General features: G+C 60.6%; 10 protein-coding genes. 6 read left to right on the top strand and 4 right to left on the bottom strand.

Going from position 1 to position 12510, the window contains the following annotated elements:
- Positions 1-95 precede the first annotated feature (95 nt).
- Together JF616_05570 and JF616_05565 are read right to left on the bottom strand one after the other, a co-directional pair.
- Positions 96-362 carry a hypothetical protein gene (locus tag JF616_05570; protein ID MBW8887213.1) on the bottom strand — a complete coding sequence of 89 codons (267 nt, stop codon included), beginning with the start codon at positions 360-362 and terminating at the stop codon, positions 96-98.
- A 132-nt stretch (positions 363-494) separates the two neighbouring features.
- Entirely contained in the window at positions 495-1181 is a 687-nt protein-coding gene (locus JF616_05565) for a PorT family protein (GenBank protein MBW8887212.1), read from the bottom strand.
- 196 nt (positions 1182-1377) lie between these two features.
- Here JF616_05565 and JF616_05560 point away from each other — a divergent pair, with 196 nt between their 5' ends.
- Both JF616_05560 and JF616_05555 read left to right on the top strand, forming a co-directional pair.
- The gene (locus JF616_05560; protein ID MBW8887211.1) at positions 1378-2937 is read left to right on the top strand and encodes a DegQ family serine endoprotease; all 1560 of its coding nucleotides are present in this window, start codon (positions 1378-1380) and stop codon (positions 2935-2937) included.
- Between the two features lie 13 nt (positions 2938-2950).
- Positions 2951-3277 (top strand): sporulation protein, encoded by a 327-nt coding sequence (locus JF616_05555; GenBank protein MBW8887210.1) that lies wholly within the window; start codon positions 2951-2953, stop codon positions 3275-3277.
- A gap of 55 nt (positions 3278-3332) precedes the next feature.
- Here the strand turns inward: JF616_05555 and JF616_05550 are convergent, their stop codons facing one another.
- Both JF616_05550 and thrC read right to left on the bottom strand, forming a co-directional pair.
- A complete protein-coding gene (locus JF616_05550; protein ID MBW8887209.1) occupies positions 3333-4643 on the bottom strand; it encodes a hypothetical protein in 1311 nt (436 codons plus the stop codon).
- 225 nt (positions 4644-4868) lie between these two features.
- Entirely contained in the window at positions 4869-6197 is a 1329-nt protein-coding gene (gene thrC / locus JF616_05545; protein MBW8887208.1) for a threonine synthase, read from the bottom strand.
- A gap of 184 nt (positions 6198-6381) precedes the next feature.
- On the opposite strand from thrC, the gene JF616_05540 reads away from it, so the two are divergent.
- The 4 genes from JF616_05540 to JF616_05525 are packed head-to-tail and all read left to right on the top strand — an operon-like array spanning position 6382 to position 12387.
- Complete coding sequence (locus JF616_05540; protein ID MBW8887207.1) at positions 6382-8295, top strand: hypothetical protein; 1914 nt, start codon at positions 6382-6384, stop codon at positions 8293-8295.
- Between the two features lies 1 nt (position 8296).
- Complete coding sequence (locus JF616_05535) at positions 8297-9517, top strand: hypothetical protein (GenBank protein MBW8887206.1); 1221 nt, start codon at positions 8297-8299, stop codon at positions 9515-9517.
- Between the two features lie 21 nt (positions 9518-9538).
- Positions 9539-10816 (top strand): DUF4912 domain-containing protein, encoded by a 1278-nt coding sequence (locus JF616_05530; GenBank protein MBW8887205.1) that lies wholly within the window; start codon positions 9539-9541, stop codon positions 10814-10816.
- Positions 10816-12387 (top strand): DUF1957 domain-containing protein, encoded by a 1572-nt coding sequence (locus JF616_05525; GenBank protein MBW8887204.1) that lies wholly within the window; start codon positions 10816-10818, stop codon positions 12385-12387. Before JF616_05530 ends, JF616_05525 begins: the two co-directional genes overlap by 1 nt.
- Positions 12388-12510: the final 123 nt, after the last annotated feature.

The raw sequence follows: 12510 nt of genomic DNA, 5'->3' as shown, positions 1-12510 counted from the left end.
ATAGAAAGCCGCCCCGAAAGGGCGGCTTTTCGTTTGCGGTTCCGGCCAAAGTCGGGCGTGTTCCTGCCGGCGACTGGCCCGATCGGGCATCGTCCCTAAGCCGAGAGACCGTGGCGCAAAGTGCCTTCCTTCATGGCGACCAAAGCCTCCATGAGGTATTCGCATTTCTTAATGAATTGCAGGCGGGTCTCCTGCTCGCTGGCCCAATCCCGCTCCACGAAAATGCGGGCCGAATCCCGGATCACCACTTCCATTTGCTGGGCCGAGAGGAATTCCGAGTAATGCTCCAGCAGTTCCAGCAGGGTATGGAAGCGGTAGATGTTGTTTCTGCGATCGGCACCTGGATCGGTACGTCCTTGCATGGCGCGGCTCCGTGATGATGCCACGAAGGGTGGCTGGTGGTGCCTCAATGGTACGGCCCGGAAGGCCCGGGCCGCCATCCAAATCGCTACGGAGCCGGATTCAACCCGCGGGAGCGATCCCGCGGAGCGCCTTCACCCTTTCCCGTCATCGATGGGTTGGGCGCGGAAGGCGTTCCCGGACCCGAACAGGGCCCCCATATGGGGCGTATGCAAAAGCACGCCCAGGTTCAGGCGCACGTCCTGGTTGCGCCAATTGCGGATATCGCCCCGGGCCCCGTTGATCAAATCGGTAAATCCATGGGTGTAGCGGGCGTCGGCGGTGAGATCGATGAAGGGCGCCACCCCGAAAGCCATGCCGGCACCGACCTGTCCGGCCAATACCACGGGATTCACGTCGCTACGGCTGAGATCCCCTTGGGACTCCAGATTGCCGTTGGCATCGGTGGTAAAGATGAAATCCGGGCCGATGAATCCGTATACCCCGAGATTAAGTAGGGTAAGACGGGCGTTCAGCAAGGTGGGAACGTCCAAGGAAACGAAATTGCCCCGGCCCTCGAAGGTTCCCGTGGTGGCGTTGAAATCGTTGCGGGATTGTACCAGCATCGGATCCAACATAAGGCTGAGGATGGGGGCGACGCCCATTTGCAGGCGCGCGCCGAAATCCCAGCTCGTCACCGATTTGGCATCGCGGCCGTCGACATCGGCGTTGGATATGTTGGCGCCGCCCAATGGTCCCACGCCCCAAACGGCGTGAACGGGAAGCACGGAGGGAATAACCAGAACGGAAAGGCAGAGCAGAGCGGATTTAAGTAAACGCATGGTCGCTCCTTTGCCCGCGCGGAGGGAATGCGGGAGCGCGGTCATTATAATGACGCTTTTTCCCCGTGCCCCGGGAAGCGCGGCGATCGGGCGATCCGGTAGCCGCCATACGTTGCGAACGGGCAACCGACGGCCGTTGCGATCGGGGTCGCGGGAATATTAATTTCCGGGCTTAACTGGACCCCGCCCGGAGGATATGATGACCCATCCTTTCCCCACCCCGCCCCAACGCCTCGCCGCTTGCGCCTTACTCTCGCTGCCGTTGCTACTGGCGGGCTGCAAGCCCATGGCGGAGGGCGGCGGTAAATCCTCCGACTCCCTGGCGGCCGCCATCGCTCCCCTCTCCAAACGGGACACCACCGGGCCGGCTTCGGCCGCTACGCCCGGTCCGGATCGCTACGGCGCGTTCCGATCCGTGTTCACCGACGTGGCCCGCAAGGTGATCCCTTCCGTAGTGAGCGTATCCATGGAACGCACCGTGCCGGTCACCCAGAATCCCTTCGAATTCTTCTTCGATGATCCCTTCTTCGGGGGCGGCGGTTCGGACGACGGCCAGCGCCAGCAGCCGCGCAAGCAAAAGGAAAGCGGGCTGGGCTCGGGATTCCTCATCGACGAGAAGGGCCTGATCCTGACCAACAACCACGTGGTGGAAGACGCGCAGAAGCTCACCGTGCAATTGTCCGACGAGCGCGAGTTCGATGCCGAGGTGGTGGGCACCGACAAGCCCAGCGATCTCGCCCTCATCCGCATCAAGCACCCGCCATCCGGCCTGGTCCCCTTGCGCTTCGGCGATTCGGACAAGCTCCAGATCGGCGAATGGGTGGTGGCGGTGGGCGCGCCTTTCGGCCTCTATGAATCGGTGACCACGGGAATCATCTCGGCCAAGGGACGGCAGAACACGGGCATCAGCACCTACGGCAACTTCTTGCAGACGGACGCGGCCATCAATCCGGGCAATTCCGGCGGGCCCTTGGTGAACCTGGACGGCGAAGTGGTGGGCATCAATACCGCCATTTATTCACAGAGCGGCGGCTACATGGGGATCGGCTTCGCCATCCCGGTCAACTTGGCGAAGAGCGTCGAGACCAGCCTCGCCAAAGGCGGCAAGGTGGTGCGCGGCTGGTTGGGGGTGTCCATCCAATCGGTGTCCCGCGACATGGCCGAAGCCCTTGGGATGAAGGTGCCCGAAGGCGGTACCGTGCATGGGGCCTTGATCGGGGACGTGGTGCCCGACAGCCCCGCCGATAAGGCCGGCTTGAAGCGCGGCGATCTGGTGGCCCGCATGGACGGTCAGGAGGTTCGCGACGCCAACGACCTGATGAACCGGGTGGCATTGCTGGTGCCCGGAGCCAAGGTGGACCTGACGGTGATCCGCGATGGCAAGGAGAGGAAAATCGCGGTTACGGTCGGGAAGCGCGACGAGGAAAAGATCGCCAAGCAAGAGAACGGATTGACGCCGGGCGCGGTTACGGCCTTGGGATTGGAAGCCTCCGACGTGAACGATGAAACCCGCAAGCAATACCGCATCGGCAAGCGCGTCAAGGAGGGCGCGGTGGTGACCCGGGTCGATCCGGACGGGCCGGCCGCCGGAGCGGGCGTCCGGGAAGGGGATGTGATCCTGGAAGCCGATCGGCGCAAAGTGGCGTCCGCCGCGGATCTGGATAAGGCGGTATCCGATGAGGGCAAGGACGGGAAGGTTTTGCTGCTGATCAACCGCCGCGGCGATTCCTTCTTCGCCATGGCGCGCCTACGGTGATTATATTCTGGCCATGGGAATAGACAATATCGCTTCGGTCATCCTCGAGAAGCTGCGCGGCATCGCGCAGACGGAAACGGTGGTCGGCAAGCCCATCGTGGTGGACAACACGACCTTGATCCCGGTCTCCAAGGTCTCGGTGGGTTTCGGTTTGGGCGCCAACACCGGCAAGTCCGAGCTCTCGGGCACCGCCGGCGGCCTCAACGTGGAGCCAATCGCCTTCATCGTCATCTCGGACGGGAACGCCCGCATCCTGAGCCTGACGCGGGACAAGGACGTGTTCGGGAAAGCGGTGGACCTGGTGCCGGAAGTGATCGCGCTGCTCAAGAAAGACAAGTAAGCGTCCCTGAGGCGCGGCTCCCGGCTTAACAATTCCCCCGCTTAGGCCTTTGCGGTTACTTGGGCTGGACGGTGGGGTTGGGAATGCGGGTCAGGGTATTGTATTCGGTACTCGAATTCGAAGCCCAGATCTGGGTGGTTCCGCAAGTGCCGAAACCCCAGTCGAAATCGCTGCCCGAACCGAGGTGGCATTGATCCCAACCGTTAGCGTCGATCAGCTGCTGGGTGACGAAGGACCCGAAGTAATAGGGGGTGATCACCCTGTTCGGGGACGGATGGGCGCCTTTCAATTCGTTGCTGGATTTGCCGGTTTGGCACATCGGCTCGGGCATAAGGGGGTTGGGTACGCCGCCGTCGGTGTTGTTGTCCCAAAAGCTGCCGCACCACCCGAAGGTGCCGGTAGACATGCCGATGGTGCCCGCGCGTCCCGCGACCGAGGCGTCGGTGACGATGCCGCGCGACATGGCGCCACGCAAGACGGACGGCTCGCTGTTGGGATCGTCATTCACGACGTAGCCGAGGATGCCGCCCGCCGCTTTGCGTCCGGTGACTGATCCGACCGTGTGGACGTTATTGAACAAGCCTCCGATGACGTAGCCGGCCAGGCCGCCGGCATATACGTAGCCGGTGCCGCTGGGCATGTTGGGATTGACGGTCACGTTGGTGAAGATTTCGCTGAAAGACGCCCCGAATTCATCATTCGGATCATGGATGCCGTAGGCGTCGATGTACCCGACGAAACCGCCGACGGATTGGCCCCAGCCGTTCACCGTACCGGTGGCATAGCAGCGCGAAACGCGGACGAAGTCGGAGGCGCGGCCGAAAACCATGCCCAGCCGCGAATCGCCCTGGAGGTTGCCCGTGACCGTTCCCGTCACGTAGCTGTAGGTCAAATCCACATTACGGACATAGCCCGCGAGGGCGCCGGTGTTGCGGCCGCCTTGGACGTTGACATTGGTCAGGCGGATGTTCTGGAAGTTGGCGTTGACGGCCCAGCTGAACATACCCGTATTTTCGCCGCTGCCCTTGATGGTGAGTTTATCGATGGTGTGGTTATTCCCGTTAAAGGTGCCCTGGAAGGGATCCTTGGTGAAGCCGATGGGGACGAAAGGGACGGACGAGGTGGGGGAGGCGTCGATATCCTTTGTCTGCAGGTAATTGCCGGTCGTGGTCATGGCGCGCAATTGGGCGAGAGTGCTACAGCGTTGGACCATCTCGGTGGACCCGATCGGCGACCTCGCCGCGACCGAAAGGTCATTCGTCTTGCCGTCGGCGGAAGGCCGCTCCATGGGATTTTCCTGCATGCACGCTACCGTGCTCAAGGTCAGCGCCGAGGCGATGAGGTTCGCCATCCATTTGTTTTGCATTGTAACGTCCTTGGTACCTAGGGGAATCGATCGGCCCGAGTTCATTGCCATGGCCTGCCGGATTGGATGGAAACGGCTACCGGAAGGTCTCACGAAAAATCGATTTCGTGAAGATTGTCTCTTTTATGAAAGAATTAGGCCGAAACGTACCGTCAAGGATCCGCTCGGTTATGAGGGGGGAGTATCCGCCGGCCGCCATGAAAGCGGTTCGTACGGGCGGGGCTTTCAGACCATCGACTTGAAGCGCTTTTCCAGTACGGCCTTTACTTTGTCGGTGTCAGCCGGCAACTCTTCGATCGGATTCGCGTACTTCGCATCCACGCCGGCCAGTTCGCGCTTGTGGTACTTTGTCTTGAATTCCGAGAACTTAAGCCCGTGGGCCGTGGACACCACGATGATGCGGTCCTTGCGCGACACGGCCTTCGCTTCCACCATCTGCAAAAGCGCGCCCATGGCCACGCCCGTATGCGGATCGCAGTAGAGACCGGTACGATCGGCCAGATGAGCCGCGTTCGCGAGCTGTTCTTCGCTTACCTGGTAAACCTGCCCATCGTACTTCTTCAAGGCCCGCACGGCGCGCTCGTAGCTGACCGGATTGCCGATTTGGATCGCCGAGGCCTCGGTCTTGCGGGCCTGGATTGGCATCAATTTGCCGAACCCGGCTTTGTAAGCCAGGTAAAGCGGATTGGCGTTGGCCGCCTGCGCCACCACTAAGCGGGGTTTCTTGGCGATGAGCCCCAGCTCCAGCATCATGTCGAAGCCGCGGCCGAGCGCCGAGACGTTCCCGAGGTTGCCGCCCGGGATTATGATGACGTCCGGCGCTTCCCACCCGAATTGCTGGCACAGCTCGACGCTGATGGTCTTCTGCCCTTCGATGCGGAGCGAGTTCATGGAATTGGCCAAGTACAATCCCTTATCCTCGGTCACTTCCTGCACGATCTTCATGCAGCCGTCGAAATCGGTGTCGAGGGAAAGGACGATAGCCCCGTGGGAGATGGGCTGGATCAGTTGGGCCACGCTGATCTTCTTCCCCGGCAGGAATACCACCGAGGGGATGCCGGCGGCCGCGCAGTAGGCGGCCAGCGCCGCCGAGGTGTCGCCCGTGGAGGCGCAGGCCACGGCCTTGATGGGCACGCCTTTGCGGCGCATATGGTTGACCTGCGAAACCAGCACCGTCATCCCCAGGTCCTTGAAGGATCCCGTATGGCTGTTGCCGCACAGTTTGACCCACAAATCATCCAGGCCCAAGTGCTCGCCCAAGCGCTTTGCGAAGAACAGGTTGGTCCAGCCCTCGTTCAAGGAAACGATATCCTCGTCGGCGATCTCCGGGAGCACCCATTCCTTCTTGCCCCAAACCCCGGAGGCGTACGGCCAATTATGGCTTCCGCTACGCGATTCGAAGAGGTGTTTCCATTGCTCCGCGGAGAGCTGGCGCAGGCGATCCAGATCGTGCTCGACCTCCAACAAGCCGCCGTCGCTGTCGCGGTATATCACTTGATCGAGAGGGAAGGTATTGCCCGTGGCGGGGCCTTTAAAGCGCGCGGTGAAAGACATGCGGCCAAAGTTAGGAATTTCCCCCGCACGCGGTTTCCGTGGTACCCGTTTATTTATATTTTGCCCCGGTTCGCCCCGATGTGGGCTCCCCGACGCTCGCCTGAACCGCAGGCTGATCGGGCGGAAACTGGCGGGGGCTTTTCCCCTCCATAAGCAAACGGATTTGCGGAAAGCCTGTTCCACCATGGGTCCCCTCCCGATCGACTTCCCGGAAACGCCCCGCGACCAATCCCAGCGAACCCCACCTGAGCGTCCGACCAAGCGTCAGAGCTGGTCGACTTATCTGCCCATACTGCCTGTCCTCGCGGCCGGTCTTCTCGCCGGCTGCATCTCGGACGGCCCCAATCAGACCGGCGCCGGCTTCCTCAGCGAGAACGGAATCGTTTTCGAGACCCCCTTGTACCACGTCAAGGTCAAGGACTTCCCGGTAGCGAAATACTGGACCACGGATGCCGAGCCGTCCCATCTGAATGACACCATCCTTTTGGCGGGCGTACAAGGCAAGTTCACCGCCGAACCCCGCTTCGCCTTCGATATCGCCGATAGCAGCCTGCTGGACAGCTTGTCCGATTCGACCCCGTCGCTCAGGCTCTCCTTGTCCACGCCCATCTGGAAAAACGTCGGGGCGTTCATCGATAACGGGACGCAGGCCCTGGAAAGCCTCGCCGATTCCGGCAAGGTCCGCCATTATCTGGATTTCGCCGTGCTCTCCTGGGATTCCACCAATGCAGGCCTTTCCGACGATGACTGGAACAAGGTTGTCGCGGACAGGAACCACCGCTTCCTGATCAACGGTGATACCCTGGCCCGCCTGCCGGTTCCGACCGTGAGGGATACCATCCGGCTCAAGGTCGATAGCGCGTACTCCCAACCGGCGCAATTGCAAGCCAATGCCCTTCCGAATCTCAAGGCTTATCTTGCCGATAAGAAAGGCCGTGTGCATTTGATCCAAATGCGCCTGATCCCTTTACCGGGGTCCGATTCGACGGATACGCTGCCCGCCATGCTCCGCCTGGGAGGCCAATGGGCCTATGACGATTCCCACCGTCCCGCTTTGCTCTTCGGCCGCCCCTGGCGCGCCGATTCCCTGGACGGCCACAACCGCCTGACCCCCATGGATGCCGGGAGCAAGGTATCCTACACGTTACGGTACGACGGCCCCAGCACCGATCTCGTTGTCCCCTTCCAGCGCGGCCTGCATATAACATTCGATCGTACTCGCTTGTTGGACAGCCTTGATGCGGCTTTGATCCGCAAAGGCGATAAACCGCAGCCCCGTTCCTCGGACACCCTGTCCCTGCAGTATTACGTTCCCTTCGCTTCGATTACTTTGCCCATCCAGAAACCCACCCTGGAAGCGGGCCTGCCCGTCCAGTTCCGACTTTACACGGGTATCGACACCTTGTTGGGCGACGTCCAAAACGCGGGCACCCGCGAGGACCGCATCCCTCTGGGGGATTCGGTTACGCCCTGGTACACCACCGAGGTCGGCCATCCGGAAACCATCGTCAACAAGGTCAGCTTGAGCTACGCGAAAGCCGACACCGTCAAGGCTGATTCGCTGCTCCGCCGCGTCATCCTTTCCTTCTCCAAGGATACGACCCGTAACGACACGGTCTTCCTCCCGGTGGGAGGCTATCGGCAAATCAACTTTTCGCTGACCGGTTATGGCCAATCCAATTCCCTTGTCCTCCAGCTGACTGCCGACACGGATACCTTGTTGGCGCAAAGCTATTTGAGCCTTCGCTCCGGAGTCGAGCACAACGACTACCGGGATCCGAACACGGGCGATCCCATAACCCTCGTCGCCTCCCTGCTTCCCCACTATGTACAGCCAGAGAGCGACAGCATTGACTTGCGGGCGACGGGAGGGATTCGCACCCTAATCAACCGCACCCTGCTCGGGACCGATGCCCGCCAGGATTTCGAATTCCGTCCCTACTACCGAGCGTTCAATCCCAAGGCGGCGCCCGCAACCGGGGACACCGTCGCGCATGAGGTCGTATTCCCGGTCCTCTCCGTCATCCAGCCCCGGATCGATTCCGGCGCGATCTCGGTCGATCTCGATGTTTATCTCTATCCCCTGAAGGCGCGTTGAAATGAGCCGCTCGGTCCAATACCCGTTCCCCGTCCTCGCGCCCACCTTTGCGCTATTGGCGGCCTTTCTGCCGGCCCGTTCCGAAACCTCGCCATTAAGCGCCCTGTCCCAGGGATATGGCGTGGAAGTCAGCGGGCAGAACGCGCGCGAAAAGGGCATGGGCGAAGCCGGCCTGGCTTCGGTGAATAAGCAGGGCCCCAGCCTATTGAATCCTTCGCGCACCGCCTGGAACGACAAGACCTCCTTTTCGGCCACTTTCGATTCGGACCTGGATTGGATCCAGGACGCGGACCGGTCCAACCGCACGACGTCCTTCGTCATCCCCGATATCGCCCTCAACTTCCAGACCCGGCTACCCCTGAACGTCGGCGTCTATTACCGGCAGCGCTTCCAGCGCGATTTCAGCTTCACGCCGGTCACCCAAGCCACGCCCGATGTAATGCAGAGTTTCAGCGCCCAAGGCGGGTTATATGAGCTGGCGGGAACGGTGGCCTACGCCCCGGCCCACTGGTTGGCCTTGTCCCTAGGCTACAATTTCCTCATTGGCCGCGAACGCTTCATCGAAAGCGCGAAATTCGACAATAACCCTGGCAACGACACACTGTTCAATGCCGAAAACCTCAAGGGCGATACGATTTCCATCCGCAGCACAGGAGCCTACCCGACCGCATCGTTGACAATCCGTCAGAAATCCTGGAGCATCGGCGTCGCAGGCACCCTTTCCACGGACCTGGACCGAACCACTACCCGCACGGTGACCGGGCTGGTTTCGGACGAACAAAGGAAAGAGACCCGCTCCCTTCCTTGGACCCTGCAAGCAGGCGCGGCCTATAAACCCGGGGTACGCCATACCTTAGCCCTCGATTTCGGCTGGGAAGCATGGGACAAGGACCCGACCGGGATCGTGAATCCCGCTTTCCGCATCGGCGGGGGCTATGAGTTCCAGGGCAGCGGCACGACTTACGAGGCTTATTACTCCAAGATGGCAATCCGCGGGGGGCTCGGTTACGAAAGCCAGTATTTGGACAAAACCGATTTATATTACGCCACCCTGGGGACGGGCTTACCCCTAGGACGGCACGGAAACATGCTCGATGTCGCATTAAAGTATGGACACCGAAGCGGCGTAGAAAATAATTTATGGACTGAAGATTTTTTAAAGGTTTCCGCGACGTTGACCGGCGTGAGCGTATGGGGACAACCCATCCGCAAGCGGAGGTAGAACCCGCCTGGAGGAGCATCCATGAAGAGCAAGCTGGATAAGAATTCAAAACTCACGTCCGGCAAATCCAAGGACGCCTCTTCGGGCGAATCCGCCAAGTCCAAATCCGCCAAGCCCTTGGCGTCGGCCGCACCCAAGAAGACTAAAGGCAAGGACGAATCCCCGGCTTTAAAAGCCTCCGAAGCCAAATCCGCAAAAGCCGCCGAAGCCGCGAACGCTTCCAAGGGAAGCAAGGCGAAGTCCGCGCCGAAAGCCGAAAGCAAGCCGGCCTCCTCCCGCGGGTCGGTGGCGAAAGGCGCCTCCGAGCGACCCGCCGCCAAAGCCCCAACCGGGAAAACCGCCAAGGCCGCTTCGGATACGGAACTGACGCTTGAGGAATTCTCCATCTCGCTGATCAAACCTGGCGAAACCCGCGAGCGCGTTTGGCGCACCAAATCCTTCCAGCAGCACCCCGCCCAACGCGAGTTCGGTTTCCCGGACGTAGCGCCCGAACTGCCGGGTAGCTACAGCGAACCGAAGTTGGTGCTGATGCCGAAGGATCCCGAGTACATGTTCTGCTATTGGGAATTGACTCCTAACCTTATCGGGGAGAAGGAAAGGGAGAAGATGCCCGCCGGCAATTACCGGGAGACGCTCAAGATCAATTGGGAATCGAAGTCGCTCTTCGAACCGAACTTCACCTTCATCCCGGTCTTCTTCTGGGCGCGTAAATGGTATTTCGGGGTCCCGCAGGTGGGGCAACGCTATCAGGTCGAATTAGGCTGGCTTTCGGATTCGGGGCATTTCATTTCCATCATCCGTTCCAACCTGTCCGAGCTGCCCGAAAGCTGGGCCGCCACCCAAAAGCGCCTGGCAGAACAGAACGAGGTATTGGCCTACTCGTCGCAGCATACCAAGATCATCGGCAGTTCGGAACATCTGGTGGTGGAGGACATCCGCTCTTTCGTACCCGAATGGAACCTGAGCTCGGAGAGCATGAGTTCTTCGTCCTGGTCCCGCGGAGCGGGCGACGCGCCCTCCCAGTCCGCTACCGCCCAAGGCATCGCGGGTTCAAACCGCCCGGCCGGAAAAGCCCCCAAGTCGAAGCCGGCCAATCCCAAGGCGCGCCTCGAAGTCTCGGGCAAGGTCTTGCCGGGTACCCGGGTCTATTTGGCGGGCAACTCAGTACCCGTCGATGCGCAAGGCTTCTTCAAAACGGAATTCCCCTACCAGAAGGACATACTCAATCTCGAGATCGCATCCAGGTCGGGGGCCAGCCGCTCCTTCACCTATGATCTCAAGGAGTTGGTCCTCACCTGATGGGTTATCTGAATTTCGTTCTGCACGCCCATCTCCCATACGTCAGACATCCCGAACACGCCCGCTTCCTTGAGGAGGATTGGTTCTTCGAGGCCATCACGGAGACCTATATCCCGCTGCTTCTGCAATTCGAAGCGCTGGCCAAGGCCGGATTGGCCTTCAAGATCACCATGAGCCTCACCCCGCCGTTGTGCGAGATGATGGCGGACGAATTGCTCCAGACCCGCTACGTGAACCATATCAACCGATTGCGGGAGCTGGCCGAGAAGGAATGCACGCGCACCAAGAACGACCCAAATTTTTGTTTCGTGGCGGCCATGTACCGCAATCTGTTCGAGACCTGCTATAAGGTTTTCGAAGGTTACGGCCGCAACCTCCTCAACGGCTTCCGCAAGTTCCAGAAACGCGGGAACCTGGAGATCATCACCTGCGGCGCGACCCATGGTTTCCTCCCCAACCTGCGCTATTCCCCGCGCGCGGTCGAAGCGCAGTTGCACGTGGCGGTGGGGAATTACTGGAAGCATTTCGGGCAGGAGCCGTGGGGGATCTGGCTGGGCGAATGCGGTTATTACAAGGGCCTGGATAAGCATATCAAGGCCGCCGGGCTGCGCTACTTCTTCGTGGATACCCACGGGATCCTGCAGGGCGAGCCGCCTTCGCCCAAAGGCAATTACGCCCCGATAGAAACCCCGCATGGGGTCTTCGCCTTCGCACGCGATCAGGAGTCCTCCAAGGCGGTCTGGTCGGCGGAGGAAGGCTATCCCGGCGATTTCCGCTATCGGGAATTCTATCGCGACGTGGGCTTCGATCTGCCGCTCGATTACATCGGCCCGTACATCCATCCCATGGGCCTGCGCATCAATACCGGCATCAAGTATTTCCGCATCACGGGCAAAGGCAATTACAAGGAGCCCTACGTCGAGGAGTGGGCCAACCAAGCCACCCGCGAGCATGCCGAGAATTTCGTTTTCAATCGCGATAAGCAAGCCGAATGGCTGGAAGGGCGCATGGACTCGCCTCCCTGCATCGTCTGCCCTTACGACGCGGAACTGTTCGGGCATTGGTGGTACGAAGGCCCGCAATTCCTCGGCAACGTGATGCGCAAGATCCTGACCGAGGATACGCACCGCATCACGCTCTCGACGGGACGCGACTACCTGATGGGGCACAAGGACATCCCCAAGAGCGATCCCGCCTTCTCCTCGTGGGGCGCTGGCGGGTACGCCGACGTTTGGCTCAACGGCGGCAACGATTGGATCTATCCGCACCTGCATAAAGCCGCGGATCTGATGCACGAGGCGGCCAAGCTGCCCGAAACCGGAGATCTCGATCGGCGCGCGCGCAACCAGATGGCCCGCGAGCTCCTTCTGGCGCAAGCCTCGGATTGGGCCTTCATCATGAAGACGGGTACCATGGTGGAGTACGCGGTGAAGCGCACCAAGGTGCACGTGCACAATTGCTTGGAACTTTACAACCAGATCCGTTCAGGCCGCATTTATGAGCCGTTCCTCGCGAACCTGGAAGCCACCGACAACCTGTTCCCCGAAATCGATTACAAGGTGTATATCTAATCAGCCGGGCTGGGCCCGAATGTGTGATTTTCCTCACTATCGGGGGATCCGGACCGTTCCATTGCGGCTTCAAGGCTGGAATCCGCCAGCCGCCGGGCCGGGCCGGGAGTATCTTTAGACGTC

It is taken from the genome of Fibrobacterota bacterium, from assembly GCA_019509785.1.
Taxonomy (GTDB): domain Bacteria; phylum Fibrobacterota; class Fibrobacteria; order UBA11236; family UBA11236; genus Chersky-265.
Note: the sequence above shows the minus strand (reverse complement) of the source record. Positions and strands in the feature narration are given on the sequence as shown.

Coding starts and splice junctions, on each gene's coding strand:
- JF616_05540 (MBW8887207.1), top strand. CDS start 6,382: ATGGGTCCCCTCCCGATCGACTTCCCGGAAACGCCCCGCGACCAATCC.
- JF616_05550 (MBW8887209.1), bottom strand. CDS start 4,643: ATGCAAAACAAATGGATGGCGAACCTCATCGCCTCGGCGCTGACCTTG.
- JF616_05570 (MBW8887213.1), bottom strand. CDS start 362: ATGCAAGGACGTACCGATCCAGGTGCCGATCGCAGAAACAACATCTAC.
- JF616_05560 (MBW8887211.1), top strand. CDS start 1,378: ATGATGACCCATCCTTTCCCCACCCCGCCCCAACGCCTCGCCGCTTGC.
- JF616_05565 (MBW8887212.1), bottom strand. CDS start 1,181: ATGCGTTTACTTAAATCCGCTCTGCTCTGCCTTTCCGTTCTGGTTATT.
- JF616_05525 (MBW8887204.1), top strand. CDS start 10,816: ATGGGTTATCTGAATTTCGTTCTGCACGCCCATCTCCCATACGTCAGA.
- JF616_05535 (MBW8887206.1), top strand. CDS start 8,297: ATGAGCCGCTCGGTCCAATACCCGTTCCCCGTCCTCGCGCCCACCTTT.
- JF616_05555 (MBW8887210.1), top strand. CDS start 2,951: ATGGGAATAGACAATATCGCTTCGGTCATCCTCGAGAAGCTGCGCGGC.
- thrC (MBW8887208.1), bottom strand. CDS start 6,197: ATGTCTTTCACCGCGCGCTTTAAAGGCCCCGCCACGGGCAATACCTTC.
- JF616_05530 (MBW8887205.1), top strand. CDS start 9,539: ATGAAGAGCAAGCTGGATAAGAATTCAAAACTCACGTCCGGCAAATCC.